Origin of the sequence: Methylorubrum subtropicum, from assembly GCF_038442325.1 — a bacterium.
Classification (GTDB): Bacteria; Pseudomonadota; Alphaproteobacteria; order Rhizobiales; family Beijerinckiaceae; genus Methylobacterium; species Methylobacterium subtropicum.
This window is the reverse complement of sequence record NZ_JBBXMW010000004.1, coordinates 205,626-221,854: the sequence shown is the minus strand read 5'-3', so window position 1 is coordinate 221,854 and position 16,229 is coordinate 205,626. Positions and strand designations below refer to the sequence as shown.

Sequence of the window (16,229 nt, the reverse complement as noted above, 5' to 3'; positions counted from 1 at the left end):
GCGGAACCCGGAATCCACCCGTGATGCGACGCTGAACGATGCGTCGCGGCCAGTCATGGATTCCGGGTTCGCTTCGCGCCCCGGAATGACGGTGTGGGTGAATGGGGCTGCGCACTCAGCGAGCCCCGTTGCGCGCAGGGGCGGGACAGCCCCCTCCACGCCCTTGCCTTCGCGGGGGCGCTTCGCCAAGCTGTGCGGCCCCTCCCCGCTCGGGCCGCTAGCGGGCGGGCTTCGTTGCGAGAGATCACGGGTTCATCGATGAGAGTCACTGTCGAGCGCGCGGCCCTCCTCAGATCGCTCGGCCACGTGCACCGGGTGGTGGAGCGGCGCAACACCATCCCGATCCTCTCCAACGTCCTCCTGCGCACCGGCGAGAACGGCCTGCAGCTCAAGGCGACCGACCTCGACATCGAGGTGACCGAGACCGTGCCGGCCGACGTGCTGGACGCGGGCGCCACCACGGTGCCGGCCCACGTCATCTACGACATCGTCCGCAAGCTGCCCGACGGCGCGCAGGTCTCGCTCGAGACCTCCGGCGAGACCGGACAGATGACGATCCGCTCCGGCCGCTCGCGCTTCGCGCTGGGTGCGCTCCCCGAGGGCGACTTCCCCGATCTCGCCGCGGGCGAGCTGCCGCATTCCTTCTCGATCCCCGCCGCCGAGCTGAAGCTGCTGATCGAAAAAACCCAGTTCGCGATCTCGACCGAGGAGACGCGCTACTACCTCAACGGCATCTATCTCCACACCGTGGAGGTCGAGGGTGAAGCGAAGCTCCGCGCCGTCGCCACCGACGGCCACCGGCTCGCCCGCGTCGAGACGACGGCACCCGAGGGCAGCCGCGGCATGCCGGGCATCATCGTGCCGAGGAAGGCGGTGGCCGAGATCATCAAGCTCGTGGACGACGGCGGCGAGAGCGTCGCGGTCGAGATCTCGCCGGCCAAGATTCGCCTCACCTTCGCGGGCGGCGTGACGCTGATCTCGAAGCTGATCGACGGCACCTTCCCGGACTACCAGCGCGTCATCCCCACCGGCAACGACAAGCGCCTGACGGTGGAGCGCGACGCCTTCGCCCGCGCGGTGGACCGCGTCTCGACCATCTCGTCGGAGCGCGGGCGCGCCGTGAAGCTCTCGGTGACGGAGGGGCGGCTGGCGCTTTCGGTGACCAACCCGGATGCCGGATCGGCGACCGAGGAGCTCGACGCCGACTACGAGGCCTCCGCCCTCGATATCGGCTTCAACGCCCGCTACCTCCTCGACATCACCGCCCAGCTTCAGGGCGACACCGCCCTGTTCAAGCTCGCCGATCCGGGCTCCCCGACCCTGATCCAGGACCGCGAGGGCGCGCCCGCGCTCTACGTGCTGATGCCGATGCGGGTGTGAGGCCGCTTCCGGCGCGCGGCGGATCGGCTATATCGCTGAGATGGATATGCCGCCGGGAGGCACGCGCCTCACCCGCCTGATCGCCCGCGACTTCCGCAACCACGTCGATCTCGACCTCTCGACCGCGCGCCGCTTCGTGGCGCTGGTCGGCGAGAACGGGGCGGGCAAGACCAACGTGCTGGAGGCGGTGTCGCTGTTCTGCCCCGGCCGGGGCCTGCGCCGGGCCGACCTCGCCACCATGGCCCGCGTCACCGGCCCCGGCGGCTTCGCGGTCTCCGTGACGCTCAATAGCAGCGAGGCCGAGCATCGGCTCGGCACCGGCTACGAGCCGCCGGTCTACGAGGCGCGCGGCACGCGGGTCTGCCGCATCGACGGGGCGGCGGCGCCCTCGCCCGTCGCCTTTTCGGAATTCCTGCGGGTCGTCTGGCTCACCCCCGATCTCGACGGGCTGTTCCGCGGCCCCGCGGGCGACCGCCGCCGCTTCCTCGACCGGTTGGTGCTCGCGGTCGATGCCAGCCACGGCGCCCGCGTCTCGGCGATGGAACGCGCTTTACGCTCGCGCAACCGCCTGCTCGACGAGCGCCCTGACGATACCCGCTGGCTCGACGCGGTGGAGCGCGAGGTGGCCGAACTCGGCGTCGCCGTGGCCCTCGCCCGCCGCGAGACCGCCGAGCGCCTCGACCGGCTCATCGCCGAGACGCGCGACGACGCCGCGCCGTTCCCCTGGGCCTCGGTGCGGCTCGAAGGCGACCTCGACGACCTCGTCGCGGTCTGGCCGGCGCTGGAGGCCGAGGACCGCTTCCGCCGCGCCCTGATGCAGGGCCGCCACCGCGACCGCGCCGCCGGCCGCACCCTGATCGGCCCGCAGACCACCGACCTCGTCGTCCGCCACGGCCCCAAGGACGTGCCGGCGGCCACCGCCTCCACCGGCGAGCAGAAGGCCCTGCTGATCGGCCTCGTCCTGGCCCATGCGCGCCTCGTGCGCGCCATGAGCGGGCTCTCGCCCCTCATCCTCCTCGACGAGGTCGCCGCCCATCTCGATCCGCGCCGCCGCGGCGGGCTGTTCGATGCGCTGGAGGCGCTGGAGAGCCAAGTGTGGATGACGGGGGCCGACCCGGCGCTGTTCGGCGAGCTGGAGGGCCGGGCCGACCTCGTGCGGGTGGCCGACGGTCGGATTCTTTTGGATGGGACGTGAGGTTACGGCAGGGCCGACGGGATGTCGGTGCGTGAGAAGTCGTTGCCGACGAACAGGAGCGGCACGCCGCGGGTCTTCGCGCAGGCATAGGCGAAGCAGTCGCCGAGATTGAGTTGCGCCGGATGGCCCTGGCCCTTGCCATACCGGGCGTAAGCGCGGATCGCCGCGCCCGATTCTTCCGCGGAGATCAGGAACTCCTCGATCGCAGCATCCTTCAGGAACTGGCGCACCAGCTGTTCTGCCTGCTCGACCGTTCCGCCGCCCAAGCGGCGCAGCGCCATCACCGTTTCGAGAATAGCGACGGCCGACGTGAGGCGAATCGAAGCGTTCTCAACGGCATCGAGCATGGCTCCCGATCCGGGCTCCCGCGCGATGATGGCGACCATCGCGGACGCATCGACGAACATCGGGGCTCGCCGTTCATCTCATCGAAGAACGCTTTGTCGGCCTTCAAGCCTGTTTGCGGCCATGCGGCGAACGCATCCTGAATCGGCTTGATCCGATCCGCCAGCGACCCTTCGCGCCGTTGCAGCTCGTTGGCGAGTGCCATACGCACCGCCTCTTCCTTGTCGACCCGCGCGACCGAGGCCAGCCGCTCGGCGAGCCGGTCGATCTCGTCGTCGTCGATCGTCAGGGACATGGCTGCGTGCCTCGCGCTCCTGCGATAAGCTAGAAGGCGTGCGGCGCGCGGGCAAGCGCGCCGGCCCTCCCCTTCCTTGAGCCTTCGAGACCCCATGTCCGCTCGCCTCGCCGAGGCCCGTGCCGCGCTCCAAAAAACCTTCGGCTACGACGATTTCCGGCCCGGGCAGGACGAGGTGATCGGCGCCGTGCTCGATGGGCAGGACGTGTTCGCCGTGATGCCGACGGGCTCGGGCAAGTCGATGACCTACCAGCTGCCCGCGCTGGTCGATGACGGGCTGACCGTGGTGGTCTCGCCGCTGATCGCGCTGATGCACGATCAGGTGCAGCAGATGCACGCCTTCGGCATCGAGGCCGCGACCCTCAACTCCACGGTTGCGGAGACCGCGTCCCGCGAGACGTGGCGAAAGATCCGCTCGCGCGAGCTGCGTCTGCTGTTCGTCTCGCCCGAGCGGCTGCTGATGGACGGCTGCATGGACGCGTTGCAGAGCGCGGGCGTGCGCCGGCTCGCGGTGGACGAGGCGCATTGCGTCTCGCAATGGGGCCACGATTTCCGCCCCGAATACCGTGAGATCGCCCGCGCCCGCGAGGCGCTGGGCAACGTGCAGACGCTGGCGCTCACCGCGACGGCGGATGCCGCGACCCGCGCCGAGATCGCCGAGCGGCTGTTTCCGGCGGGGCGGCCCCCGAGAACCTTCGTCCACTCCTTCGACCGGCCGAACATCCGCCTGACGTTCCAGCCGAAGGACAACCCGACGCGGCAGTTGGAGCGCTTCCTGAAGAACCGGCGCTCGGAGAGCGGCATCATCTACTGCTCGTCGCGCAAGCGCGTGGAGCAGCTGGCCGACACGTTGAAGGCCGACGGCTTCAACGCCCTGCCTTATCATGCCGGTCTCGACCAGGGCACGCGGGCGCGGAACCAAGATACGTTCCTGCAGGAGGACGGGGTGGTGATGACCGCCACCATCGCCTTCGGCATGGGCATCAACAAGCCGGACGTGCGCTACGTCTGCCACGCCGACATGCCGACCAACATCGAGGGCTATTATCAGGAGATCGGCCGCGCCGGCCGCGACGGGCTGCCCTCCGACACGCTCACCCTCTACGGCCTCGACGACATGGCGCTGCGCCGCCGCCAGATCGACGAGAAGGAGATTCCCGACGAGCGCCGCCGGGTCGAGCGGCGCAAGCTCGAAGCCATGATTGCCCTGTGCGAGGGCGCGGTGTGTCGCCGCCAGTCGCTGCTCGGCTATTTCGGCGAGGCGAGCGCCCCTTGCGGCCGCTGCGACCTCTGCCGCGGCGGCATCTCGCTCATCGACGGCACCGTCTCGGCCCAAAAGCTCCTGTCGGCCATCGTGCGCACCGGCCAGCGCTTCGGCGCGGCCTACGTCTGCGACGTGGTGCACGGCAAGGAGAGCGAGCCGATCCGTCGCAACGGCCACACGGCGCTGAAAACCTTCGGCGTCGGCGCCGACAAGCCGGTGGCGGCGTGGCGCGCGCTCCTGCGCCAGCTCTTCGCCGCGGGCGCGGTCGCGGAGAACACCGACGGCTATGGCGGCCTCGTCATGACCGAGAAGGGCGAGGCGATCCTGTTCGGCCGCGAGACCGTGCAGGTGCGCCCCGACCCGGAGCCGAAGAAGGCGGAGCCGAGGAGCCGCCGCACCACCCGCAGCGAGGACGCCGCGGACGGCCTGAACGAGGCCGACGAGGCGCTGTTCCAGCATCTGCGGGGCCTGCGCGCCACCATTGCGCGCGCGGAGGGTATCGCCGCCTTCATGGTGTTTCCCGACCGCACGCTGATCGAGATGGCCCGCGGCAAGCCGGTCGATCTCTGGGCCCTGCGCTCGATCCATGGCGTCGGCGAGCGCAAGCGCGAGGCGTACGGCCAGCGGTTCGCGGATGCGATCCGCGAGTTCCTGAGCGATGCCGCGAGCGGGCGCGGCACGCCGGGCTGAGGCGCCAACCCGTCATCGCGAGGCGGAGCCGAAGCGATCCAGGGCGCACGTGCCCCGGAGAGGGCGAGACCGCGCCGACGACACGGCCACGTACGCGCCTTTCATTGATAGTGCGGAGCGCTGGATTGCTTCGGCTCCGCCTCGCATTGACGGAGTGACGGGGAAGCCGACGCGACCCATTAACAGCCTTATCCACAGCCCCCAGCGACCGGCCGCCGCAGGCGGGCGCGTTGCGTCGTCCACACTTATCCACATATAAATCATCAACAGAACAAAACACGAACAAGCGCGGCCGCAGCGCACCCCCTCACGGGCCTCAGGGACGTCACCATGAGAACCGCCGACAAGCAGATCGCCGACATCCTCGTGCGCTACGGCGAGCCCTTCGCGGGCAATGTCTGGCGCGTGCAGGGCACGGCCGTGATCTACCACAAGACGCTGGAGCGCATCGCCGCCCACACCCGCATCCGCTTCGACCCGCCGACGCTGATCCGCTCGGAGCGCGACGAGGCGGTGATTCTGGTCACCGGCCGGATGCCCGGCGAGAAGGCCGGCGAGGAGCGGATCGAGTGGTCGATCGGCGAGGCGCTGGTGAATGTGAACTACCGCGTCTCGGGGCGGCAGGCGGCCTATGTCTACGCCATGGCCGAGAAGCGGGCGAAGGACCGGGTGATCCTCAAGCTGATCGAGCTGCACGGCCTCGTCTATTCCGAGGAGGAGGCCGACGAGTTCCGCCAGAGCCACGGCGTGCCGATCCGCGCGGTGGACGAGGATTACGACGCCCCGCCCGCCTTCGACGAGGTGACTGAGCAGGAGGCCGACCTGAAGCGCCTGATCGACGAGGCCGAGTCGATCAACGCCGTCACCGACCTGATGCTCGACGAGCGGACCCAGGGCATCCTCAACGCCATGCCCCACGGCACGCGCGAGGAAGTTCGCGACTACGCGAAGGCCCGCCTCCGCGCGCTCGGTTGGCCGCCGGCCAAGAAGGCCGGGCGCGGACGAGCCGCGTAAGTCCGGGGTTCCCAAAGGGATCATCCCTTTGGCGGGGCACCGGGGCAGAGCCCCGGTTTCCCACCAAGACCAGGGCTCCGCCCTGGACCCGCGAAAGGACTTGTCCGTTCGAAACCTCGACTTGGTGACGCATGGATGTGCTGGCGGGCTCCGTCGAGCGGGTGACCTTCCACAGCGCCGAGACCGGCTTCTGCGTGCTCAAGGTCCATGCCCGCGGCAAGCGCGATCTCGTGCCGGTGGTGGGGCACGCGCCGGCCATCGCCGCAGGCGAGTGGATGACGGCGTCCGGCCGCTGGACCACCGACCGCGAGCACGGGCTCCAGTTCCGCGCCGAGACGCTGCAGGTCACCCCGCCGACGGGGATCGAGGGCATCGAGCGCTACCTCGCCTCGGGGCAGATGCGCGGCATCGGCCCGATGATGGCCAAGCGCATCGTCGCGGCCTTCGGCGAGGCGGTGTTCGCCATCATCGAGGCCGAGCCGGCCCGCCTCACCGAGGTCGAGGGCATCGGCCGGACCCGCGCGGCCCGGATCGTGAAGGGCTGGGCCGAGCAGCGGGCGGTGCGGGAGATCATGATCTTCCTGCACGCCCACGGCGTCGGCACCGCGCGTGCGACCCGCATTTTTCGGACTTACGGCCAGGACGCCCTCAAGGTGATGGCCGAAGATCCGTATCGCCTTGCGCGCGACATCCGCGGCATCGGCTTTCGCACGGCCGACGCCATCGCGATCCGCCTCGGCCTCGCCCGCGAGGCGCCACAGCGGCTCACCGCCGGGATCAGCTACGCGCTCCAGAAGGCGATGGACGAGGGCCATTGCGGGCTGCCCGTGGAGGCTTTGGTGCGCTCGGCCGCCGAACTGCTCGAAGTCGGCCCCGACCTCGTGCGCTGCGCCGCCGCTTTGGCTTTGCGCGAGGGCCGCGAGGTCGTCGCCGACACGCTCGCCGGCGAGCCGTGCCTGTTCCTGAAAGGTCTGCACGGGGCCGAGCGGGCGATGGCCGCCCGGTTGCTGGAGCGCGCCGCCGGTCCACCGCCCTGGCCCCCAATTGACCTCACCCTCGCTCGCCCCTGGGTCGAGGCGAAGACGGGAAAAGCGCTTTCCGCCTCCCAGGCCGAGGCCGTGGGCCTCGCCCTCTCAAAAAAGCTCTGCGTGCTGACCGGCGGGCCGGGCGTCGGCAAGACCAGCACGCTGGACGCGATCCTGCGCATCCTCTCCGCCAAGGGCGTGCGCGTGCTGCTCGCCGCTCCGACCGGCCGGGCCGCGAAGAGGATGGCCGAGCAGACCGGCATCGAGGCGCGCACGATCCACCGCCTGCTGGAGATCGACCCCCGCCACGGCGGCTTCCAGCGCGACGAGGCCAACCCCCTCGACGCCGATCTCGTCGTCATCGACGAGACCTCCATGGTCGACGTGCCGCTGATGCACGCCCTGCTCAAGGCGGTGCCGGAGCGCGCCGCCCTGATCCTCGTCGGCGACGTCGATCAACTGCCCTCGGTCGGGCCGGGGCAGGTGCTGGCCGACGTGATTTCCTCCGGCCGCGTGCCGGTGGCGCGCCTCACCGAGATCTTTCGGCAGGCCGCCGAGAGCCGGATCGTCACCAGCGCCCACCGGGTCAACACCGGCCGTCTGCCCGAGGCACCGCCGCGGGGCGAGACGAGCGATTTCCACATCGTCGAGATCGACGAGCCCGAGGCCGGACTCGACACCCTGGTCGAACTGGTGGCCCGCCGCATCCCCCGCCGCTTCGGCCTGGACCCCGCCCGCGACATCCAAGTGCTGACGCCGATGATCCGCGGCACGATGGGGAGCCGCAACCTCAACCACCGGCTCCAGGCGGTGCTGAACCCCGATCCGCCGATCCTGGTCGAGCGTTTCGGCTGGCGCTTCGCCCCCGGCGACCGGGTGATGGAGACCCGCAACGACTACGACCGCGACGTGTTCAACGGCGATCTCGGCACGGTCGCGGCCCTCGACGTGGCGGAAGAGGCGCTGAGCGTCGATTTCGACGGGCGGCTCGTGGTCTATCCGTTCAACGAACTCGACACCCTGGTGCCGGCCTTCGCCACCACGATCCACAAGGCGCAAGGCTCGGAATATCCAGCGGTGGTGATCCCGCTGGTGACGCAGCACCGCACGATGCTGGCGCGCAACCTGCTCTACACGGGGCTCACCCGCGGGCGCCGCCTCGTCGTGCTGGTCGGCCAGCCGAGGGCGATCCGCATGGCGGTGCAGGACGGCACGGTGCGCCGCCGCTGGACGAAGCTGCGGGAGTGGTTGGAGGCGGGGTGACACCCCAACCCCCCGTCATTCCGGGGCTCGCCGCAGGCGAGAACCCGGACCCGAAGGGGCGCGCCGGAGGCGTGCAATCCACGACCGGCCGCGGCGCCTCGTATAGCCGCGCATCACGGGTGGATTCCGGGTTCCGCTTCGCGGCCCCGGAATGACGGGGGTGGTTTGAAGCCTTCGGCGTTGCCCTTTTGCCCTCGCGCCGCCCGCGCCCCATCGTGTAGGCCAGGGGACAGGCCGCCGGCCGCATCTCGGACAAGAAAGGCCGTCCGCCATTTCCCGCCCCGACCCATCCGAGCCGGTGCGGCAGGTCTTCTACCTGCCGGGCTTCGACCCGCGCGAACCCGAGACCTATTGGGGCCTGTTTCGCCGCGAGAGCCGCATCACCTCCGATCGCCGCGGCATCCGCATCGCCGTGAGCGAGCCCGTGCGCGCGGGCGACGGCATCAGCCTCGACTGGGACGTGACGGGCGCGATCGACGGCGCGACGACCCAGGTGCGCTACAGCCTGCTGCGCTGGGACGACATCGTCCGCGCCCGCTTTCCCCGCACCAACCTGCGCCGCCTCGTCGAGGTGCCGGCGCTGTGGTGGCGGCTGTGGCGCAGCGGCTATCTCAAGGTTTTTCGACGCGAGGCGCGGCGCTTCCACCGCGTCATCCTCGGCGTTCATGGGCTGTATCTCGCTTTCGTGGTGCTGAGCCTCGCGCTTGCCGCGGGGCTGGTGTCGCTTGCACCCCTGCCCGGCCTCGCCCAGACGGCCCTCGTCCCGCTGCTGGCCTACGCGATCCTCGGCCTCGTCATGCATGTGACGCGGGGCAAGCCCCTCTACGTCGCGCATCTCGTCGACGACACCGCCTTCACCCACGAGCACGCCTCGGGCCGCGAACAGGCGATGCACCGGCGGCTCGACCCCTGGGCCGAGCGCATCCGCGCCGCCGAGGGGCACGCCTCCGAGATCGTGGTGATCGGCCATTCCTCGTCGAGCTTCCTCGCGCTGGAGGCCCTCGACCGGGCGCTCGCGCAGGATCCCGGCTTCGGCAGCCGCGGCACCCCGGTGACGCTGGTGACCATCGGCAGCGTCATACCCTGGATCACCCTCGACGCGCGGGCCGAGCGGGCGCGCGCCGCGCTCAGCCGCATCGGCGCCGAGACGCGCTTCGGCTGGCTCGACATCCGCGCCAAGTGGGACTGGCTGTCGATCCACCTGCGCGACCCGCTGAGCGCATCGGGCCTGACCGCTCCGCCGCCGGACCGCATCGGGGTGCTGCGGGTCTCGATCGCGGACCTGATCGAGCCCGAGATCGTCGCGCGGCGGCGCTGGAACCTGTTCAGGATGCACTTCCAGCTGCTGATGTCGAGCCGGGCGCCCGGCGCCTTCGACTACGCCGCCTTCGTGGCCGGCCCGGAGCCGGTCCACGAAGCGGTCGCCCGCCTCGGCGCGCCGGCCAAGGTCGGCGCCTGACGTCGGGCCCACATGGGCTTGCCGTCCATCGGCCGATCAAGGAAATGTGAGGAAAAGCCCGGACCGGATCGCGCGCGATCCTATTGCGATGCCGTTCGGCGTTTGCAGCCGCACCCGTTCCGCACTAGAGCGGAGCCCGCGTCGCGCCAGCCCTCACGCGGGGGTAGGCTGCGGATCGAGTGGGGCCGTTTCGGGCTCTCGCGCGGCGAAGGTTTTAGGCAAGGTCTGCGGATGTTTCGCAACGACGTTCCGATCACTCCCGAGCTCGTGCGCCAGCACGGTCTGACGCCCGACGAGTACGAACGCTTCCGTGCCCTGGTCGGCCGCGAGCCGACGCTGACCGAACTCGGCATCGTCTCGGCGATGTGGAACGAGCACTGCTCCTACAAGTCCTCCCGCAAGCACCTGCGCGGCCTGCCGACCTCGGCCCCGTGGGTGATCCAGGGGCCCGGCGAGAACGCGGGCGTCATCGATATCGGCGACGGTCTGGCCTGCGTCTTCAAGATGGAGAGCCACAACCATCCGAGCTTCATCGAGCCGTATCAGGGCGCGGCGACCGGCGTCGGCGGCATTCTGCGCGACGTCTTCACTATGGGCGCGCGCCCCATCGCGGCGCTCAACGCGCTGCGCTTCGGCTCGCCGGATCACCCGCGCACCCGCCATCTCGTCTCGGGCGTCGTCGCGGGGGTGGGCGGCTACGGCAACTCGTTCGGCGTGCCGACCGTCGGCGGGCTGGTGGGCTTTCATAAGCGCTACGACGGCAACATCCTCGTCAACGCCATGGCGGTGGGGCTGGCTCGCACCGATGCGATCTTCTACGCCGCCGCCACGGGGGTGGGGAATCCGATCGTCTATCTCGGCTCCAAGACCGGCCGCGACGGCATCCACGGTGCCACCATGGCCTCGGCCGAGTTCGACGACGCGAGCGAGTCGAAGCGCCCGACCGTGCAGGTCGGCGATCCCTTCGCGGAAAAGCTGCTGCTGGAAGCCTGCCTGGAGCTGATGGCGTCCGGCGCCGTCATCGCGATCCAGGACATGGGCGCGGCGGGGCTGACCTGCTCGGCGGTCGAGATGGGCGCCAAGGGCGACCTCGGCGTCGAACTGCATCTCGAGAAGGTGCCGACCCGCGAAGAGGGCATGAGCCCCTACGAGATGATGCTGTCCGAGAGCCAGGAGCGCATGCTCATGGTGCTCAAGCCCGGCATGGAGGCGGAGGCGCAAGCCATCTTCGTGAAGTGGGGCCTCGACTTCGCGGTGATCGGCCACACCACCGACACGCTGCGCTTCGTCATCAAGCACAACGGCGAGACCGTCGCCGACCTGCCGATCAAGGAACTCGGCGACGAGGCCCCGCTCTACGACCGCCCCCACATCGCCAACACCCACCAGCCGGTGATCGCCGCCGCGGACGTGGCCGCGCCGGTCCCGAACGCCCAGGCGCTCAAAGCGCTGATCGGCTCGCCGGAACTCGCCTCCAAGCGCTGGGTCTACGAGCAGTACGACCACTTCATCCTCGGCAACACCGTGCAGAAGCCCGGCGGCGACGCGGCGATCGTGCGCATCGAGGACGGGCCGAAGGGGCTCGCCATCTCCACCGACGTGACGCCGCGTTATTGCGAGGCCGATCCGGTCGAGGGCGGGCGCCAAGCGGTCGCCGAGGCGTGGCGCAACATCACCGCGGTGGGCGGGCGCCCGCTCGCCATCACCGACAACCTCAATTTCGGAAACCCGGAAAAGCCCGAGGTGATGGGCCAGCTCGTCGGCTGCCTCAAGGGCATCGGCGAGGCCTGCCTCGCCCTCGATTTCCCCGTAGTGTCCGGCAACGTCTCGCTCTACAACGAGACCAACGGCGTCGGCATCCTGCCGACCCCGACCATCGGCGGCGTCGGCGTGCTCGACGACGTCGAGCGCCACGCCACCCTCTCGCTCAAGCGCGAGGGCGACGTGCTGGTGCTGATCGGGCGCACGCAGGGCTGGCTCGGCCAGTCGCTCTACCTGTCCGAGATCGCCAGCCGCGAGGAGGGCGCGCCCCCGCCCGTCGATCTCGCCGCGGAGCGCAAGGCCGGCGACTTCGTGCGCAGCCTGATCCTGTCGGGCATCGCCGACACGGTCCACGATCTCTCCGACGGCGGCCTCGCGGTCGCGCTCGCCGAGATGGCGATGGCCGGCGGCCTCGGCGCGACGTTGCCCGCGGTGCCGGACGGCGCGATGCCGGCCCACGCCTACCTGTTCGGCGAGGACCAGGGCCGCTACCTCATCGCGCTCCCGGCGGAGGCCGCCGCCGACCTGCTCTACAGCGCCTCGGCCCAGGGGATCGACGCCACGACCGTCGGCATCGTCGGCGGCCAGGACCTCGTCCTGCCGGGCGAGGAGACGGTTGCCGTGGCTGACCTGAAGGCCGCGCACGAGGGGTGGTTCCCGGCCTACATGGCGAGCCAGCCGGCCGCACCCGCGGCCTGACGAGAACACGGGAGACACCCCCATGCCGATGGATGCCCACGAGATCGAGTCGATGATCCGCGAGGCGCTGCCCGACGCGAAGGTCGAGATCAAGGATTTGGCCGGCGACGGCGACCACTACGCCGCCACCGTCATCTCCGCCGCCTTCAAGGGCAAGACTCGCGTCGCCCAGCACCAGATGGTCTACGGCGCGCTCCAGGGGCGCATGGGCGGCGTGCTCCACGCCCTTGCGCTGACCACGGGCGTCCCCCAGGATTAGGGCTCCGCCTGGAGCCTGGCGATGAGCAATTCGTCCTCAGTTCTGATCGAGGATACCCAGACGCTTCCCACCTGGGGGGAGGCGTTGGTCTGGGAGCGTGAACTGCTCGCGGCCGTTCTCTCGAACCCCTCGGCCTACGACGGACTTCGCGACCTCGTCGCGCCGGAAGACTTCGCTGTCAGCCTCCACGAGCGCTTGTTCGAGGCGATCCCGAAGTCTCTCGGCTCTGACGGACGCATCGACCGTCGGGCCCTCCGCGCGGCGCTCGGTGTCTACGCATGGGATGCGGAGGGCGGCATCGACACGTGGCTCGACCGGTTGCAGATTGCCCGCCCCGTGGGCTCCGACCCGGCACGGCGCGCACGCGACATCCATGCTTTCGCCGAGCGCAGGCGCAGCCAGCCTGACGCGATTGAGATCGACACAGCCGCTTGGTGCCATCAGCAGGCAGCCTTGCTCGTGCGCCTCGCCGAGCGGTCCGATCCCCTGTCGCGCCAGATCGACTGGCCGGACCTGATCGAGGAGCTTCTGTACGTGGGCCGCTCGCAGACCGGCGGCGTGGTCCGCAAGATGGAGCTGCTGTTCGAGCATCTCTTGAAGCTGTTGGCCGACCCGGACGCCCCGAGCCGCAACCGTTGGCGCGTCGAGATCGCCGCTTTCAGGAAGCGACTCCAAGAGGAAGCGAAGCCGTCGACGCGGCGAGTGATCGATCTCGATGCCGCTTGGCAGCGAGGCATGACGGCCGCGGCCGGCGACCTCGCCGAGTATGCCGCCCGCCTCCCCCGCAATCTGCCGCAGACATGCCCCTTCACCTTCGAGGAACTGACCACGGAGGCCCTGACCGTGGCGGCCCTCCTTGAGAAGCTCGCCGCGACCGGCGATATGACAGCAACCGAAAGGCCTTGAGGTTACCCATGACTGACACCAACACCACCATCCAGAACGAGATCGCGTCCCAGGACGTCGTCGTGTTCATGAAGGGCACGCCGCAATTCCCGATGTGCGGCTTCTCGGGCCAGGTCGTGCAGATCCTCAACTACCTCGGCGTGCCGTTCAAGGGCGTGAACGTGCTCGACGACATGGGCATCCGCGAGGGCATCAAGGCCTTCTCGAACTGGCCGACCATCCCGCAGATCTACGTGAAGGGCGAGTTCGTCGGCGGCTGCGACATCGCCCGCGAGATGTTCCAGTCGGGCGAGCTGCAGCAGTTCCTGTCCGAGAAGGGCGTGCCGGTGAAGTCCGCCGCCTGAGCAGGCTGCGACTGAACTCTTCTTTATCCGAACACTTGTCTCCCGGGTCAGCCCGGGAGGCTCCATGGATGACTTGACCTACGACGTGATCATCGTCGGCGGCGGCCCGGCCGGTCTCAACGCTGCCCTGATCCTCGGCCGCGCCCGGCGGCGCGTGCTGATCTGCGACGCAAACAAGCCCCGCAACGCCGACACCCCGGCCACCTGGGGCCTGTTCACCCGCGACGGCACCCCGCCAACCGAATTGCGGGCGAAAGGACGGGCCGACCTTTCCCGCTACGACACCGTCGAGCATCGCGAGATCGAGGTGACCGGCGCTTCCCGCGACGGGGACGGTTTTTCCGTGCGCCTCGCCGACGGGCGACGCGCGCGATCCAGGCGCATGATCCTCGCCACCGGCCTGCGCCAGGATCTGCCGCCGGTCGCCGGCTTCGACACCTACTGGGGCACGGGCGTCCATTCCTGCCCCTATTGCGACGGCTACGAGGTGCGCGACCGGCCGCTCGCCATCTACGGGCGCGGGCACGGCGGCTGCGGGCTCGCCCTCGAACTGTCGGCCTGGAGCCGCGACGTCACCCTCTGCACCGACGGCAGCGATGGCGATCTATCGGCCAAGGACCGCGAACGGCTGGCTCGCAACGGTGTGCGCGTGGTCGAGGCGGCGGTGGAGCGGCTCGACGGCGACGGAGCACGTCCGCACCGCCTGCATTTCCGCGACGGCAGCGACATCCCCTGCGCGGCGCTGTTCGTGATGCCGTTCGCCTGCAGCCCCTCCCCGCTCATCGCGCAACTCGGCTGCGATCTCGACGAGGGGCGCGGCGTCGTGCCGACCCGCGAGTACGAGCGCACCAACGTGCCGGGCCTGTTCGTGGCCGGCGACGCCTCGCGCCGCGTCCAGTTCGCCGTGGTGGCCGCCGCGGAAGGCGCGATGGCGGCCTTCGCCATCAACACCGAGATCATTGCGGAGCAGACCCGCTAAGAGCTTGGTCGACCGGCTCGTCCTACCCAATCCCCTCATCCTGAGGTGCGGAGCGAAGCGGCGCCCTCGAAGGAGGGCTCCAGCCAGTCGCGCGATCCCTGGAGCCCTCCTTCGAGGCTCCGCTTTGCTCCGCACCTCAGGATGAGGGTGATGAATGGGGCGAGCCCGCCAAACAGGTCCCGAGACTTCGAGACCAACGGTGCGGATCGGCGTTAACGGTACGTGCCGTCTCGCGCCTGGAGCCCCGATGACCCCGACGACCCATCCCGATCCGGTCCGCGTCGCCGTGGCCTGCGGCTGCACCCTCGGGGAGGAAGTGCTGTGGGATGCGCGCGACGCCTCGTTGCTCTGGGTCGATATCGAGAACCCGGCGATCTGGCGGCATTGGACGCGGTCGGGTGAGACGAAGCGGATCGCCCTCGACGAGAAGCTCAGCTTCGCCCTGCCGACGCCGGACCCGCAGATCGTGGTGGCGGGCTTCCGCTCGGGCGTGGCGGCGCTGAACCTCACCGACGGCACGCGCCGCCCGATCGTCCGCCCCGACGATTTTCCGCCCGGCAACCGTCTCAACAGCGGCAATATCGGCCCCGACGGCTGCCTTTATTTCGGCAGCATGGACGACGCGGAGGAGGCCGAGACCGGCAGCTACCACCGCTACGACGGCAAGAACCTCGTGACCTTCGGCGGGCACGCGGCGGTCACGAACGGGCCGGTGGCGAGCCCGGACGGGCGGCGCCTCTACACCATCGATACGGCCGAGGGCATCGTGCGGACCCATGACCTGAAGAGCGAAGAGATCGGTCCGGCGGAGCCGCTGATCCGCTTCGAGGACGGCTGGGGCAAGCCCGACGGCCTGACGCTCGACGCCGAGGGCCATCTCTGGATCTGCCATTACGGCGCCTCGCGCATCACGCGCTTCCGCCCCGACGGCACGATCGAGCGCGTGGTGCCGATCCCGACGGCTTTGGTCACGAAATGCGCCTTCGGCGGCCCGGACCTCACGACGCTCTACGTGACGACCTGCCTGCGCGGGCGCGATCCGGCCATCGATCCGATGGCCGGTCACCTGTTCCAGGTCGAGACCCCGTTCAGAGGCCTGCCGGCGCGGCTCTACGAATTGCCGCTACCCTGAAAATCAGCCGTGGCAGGTGCAGCCGGCGTGGTCGCAGCCGTCCTTCTCGGGGTGACCGTCGGCGCAGGCGTCGCAGCAGAACGCCTTCTCCTCGCGCTTCACCGCGCCTTCGAGCGAGACCACGCAGACGCAGTCCGGGCAGGCGCACTTCACCATCTCGACGTTCACACTGGTCATGATCGGCCCCTAGGGAAGAATCGTTTCGCGAACCGGTCAGGC

Annotated in this window: 15 protein-coding genes; 12 read left to right on the top strand and 3 right to left on the bottom strand. The window is 69.9% G+C overall.

Going from position 1 to position 16,229, the window contains the following annotated elements:
- Positions 1 to 258 precede the first annotated feature (258 nt).
- Together dnaN and recF are read left to right on the top strand one after the other, a co-directional pair.
- Entirely contained in the window at positions 259 to 1,380 is a 1,122-nt protein-coding gene (gene dnaN, locus AAHG03_RS07975) for a DNA polymerase III subunit beta (RefSeq protein WP_342150026.1), read from the top strand.
- A 40-nt stretch (positions 1,381 to 1,420) separates the two neighbouring features.
- Positions 1,421 to 2,575: a DNA replication/repair protein RecF gene (gene recF / locus AAHG03_RS07970; protein ID WP_342150025.1), complete on the top strand. Its 1,155-nt coding sequence runs from the start codon at positions 1,421 to 1,423 to the stop codon at positions 2,573 to 2,575.
- 2 nt (positions 2,576 to 2,577) lie between these two features.
- Here the strand turns inward: recF and AAHG03_RS07965 are convergent, their stop codons facing one another.
- Together AAHG03_RS07965 and AAHG03_RS07960 are read right to left on the bottom strand one after the other, a co-directional pair.
- Complete coding sequence (locus AAHG03_RS07965; RefSeq protein WP_342150284.1) at positions 2,578 to 2,922, bottom strand: type II toxin-antitoxin system VapC family toxin; 345 nt, start codon at positions 2,920 to 2,922, stop codon at positions 2,578 to 2,580.
- Complete coding sequence (locus AAHG03_RS07960; protein WP_342150024.1) at positions 2,856 to 3,215, bottom strand: type II toxin-antitoxin system VapB family antitoxin; 360 nt, start codon at positions 3,213 to 3,215, stop codon at positions 2,856 to 2,858. The genes AAHG03_RS07965 and AAHG03_RS07960 overlap by 67 nt, the downstream gene beginning before the upstream one ends.
- A gap of 94 nt (positions 3,216 to 3,309) precedes the next feature.
- On the opposite strand from AAHG03_RS07960, the gene recQ reads away from it, so the two are divergent.
- The 10 genes from recQ (at position 3,310) to AAHG03_RS07910 (ending at position 16,010) form a co-directional block, all read left to right on the top strand.
- Positions 3,310 to 5,169 (top strand): DNA helicase RecQ, encoded by a 1,860-nt coding sequence (gene recQ / locus AAHG03_RS07955; RefSeq protein ID WP_342150022.1) that lies wholly within the window; start codon positions 3,310 to 3,312, stop codon positions 5,167 to 5,169.
- 330 nt (positions 5,170 to 5,499) lie between these two features.
- Positions 5,500 to 6,183 carry a trna delta -isopentenylpyrophosphate transferase gene (locus AAHG03_RS07950; RefSeq protein WP_342150021.1) on the top strand — a complete coding sequence of 228 codons (684 nt, stop codon included), beginning with the start codon at positions 5,500 to 5,502 and terminating at the stop codon, positions 6,181 to 6,183.
- Positions 6,184 to 6,314: 131 nt separating this feature from the next.
- On the top strand, positions 6,315 to 8,471 hold the full coding sequence (recD2, locus tag AAHG03_RS07945; protein ID WP_342150020.1) for an SF1B family DNA helicase RecD2: 2,157 nt from the start codon (positions 6,315 to 6,317) through the stop codon (positions 8,469 to 8,471).
- 298 nt (positions 8,472 to 8,769) lie between these two features.
- Positions 8,770 to 9,930: a hydrolase gene (locus AAHG03_RS07940; RefSeq protein ID WP_342150019.1), complete on the top strand. Its 1,161-nt coding sequence runs from the start codon at positions 8,770 to 8,772 to the stop codon at positions 9,928 to 9,930.
- A gap of 231 nt (positions 9,931 to 10,161) precedes the next feature.
- On the top strand, positions 10,162 to 12,390 hold the full coding sequence (gene purL, locus AAHG03_RS07935; protein WP_342150018.1) for a phosphoribosylformylglycinamidine synthase subunit PurL: 2,229 nt from the start codon (positions 10,162 to 10,164) through the stop codon (positions 12,388 to 12,390).
- A 22-nt stretch (positions 12,391 to 12,412) separates the two neighbouring features.
- Positions 12,413 to 12,649, top strand: coding sequence for a BolA family protein (locus tag AAHG03_RS07930; protein ID WP_091944311.1), 237 nt, complete (start codon positions 12,413 to 12,415; stop codon positions 12,647 to 12,649).
- A 21-nt stretch (positions 12,650 to 12,670) separates the two neighbouring features.
- Positions 12,671 to 13,555, top strand: coding sequence for a DUF29 family protein (locus AAHG03_RS07925; protein WP_342150017.1), 885 nt, complete (start codon positions 12,671 to 12,673; stop codon positions 13,553 to 13,555).
- 8 nt (positions 13,556 to 13,563) lie between these two features.
- The gene (grxD, locus tag AAHG03_RS07920; protein WP_056243117.1) at positions 13,564 to 13,899 is read left to right on the top strand and encodes a Grx4 family monothiol glutaredoxin; all 336 of its coding nucleotides are present in this window, start codon (positions 13,564 to 13,566) and stop codon (positions 13,897 to 13,899) included.
- 64 nt (positions 13,900 to 13,963) lie between these two features.
- Positions 13,964 to 14,878: an NAD(P)/FAD-dependent oxidoreductase gene (locus AAHG03_RS07915; protein WP_342150016.1), complete on the top strand. Its 915-nt coding sequence runs from the start codon at positions 13,964 to 13,966 to the stop codon at positions 14,876 to 14,878.
- A gap of 247 nt (positions 14,879 to 15,125) precedes the next feature.
- Positions 15,126 to 16,010 (top strand): SMP-30/gluconolactonase/LRE family protein, encoded by an 885-nt coding sequence (locus AAHG03_RS07910; protein ID WP_342150015.1) that lies wholly within the window; start codon positions 15,126 to 15,128, stop codon positions 16,008 to 16,010.
- A gap of 3 nt (positions 16,011 to 16,013) precedes the next feature.
- Here AAHG03_RS07910 and AAHG03_RS07905 read toward each other — a convergent pair whose 3' ends face one another.
- A complete protein-coding gene (locus tag AAHG03_RS07905) occupies positions 16,014 to 16,187 on the bottom strand; it encodes a metallothionein (RefSeq protein WP_183564086.1) in 174 nt (57 codons plus the stop codon).
- Between the last annotated feature and the right edge of the window lie 42 nt (positions 16,188 to 16,229).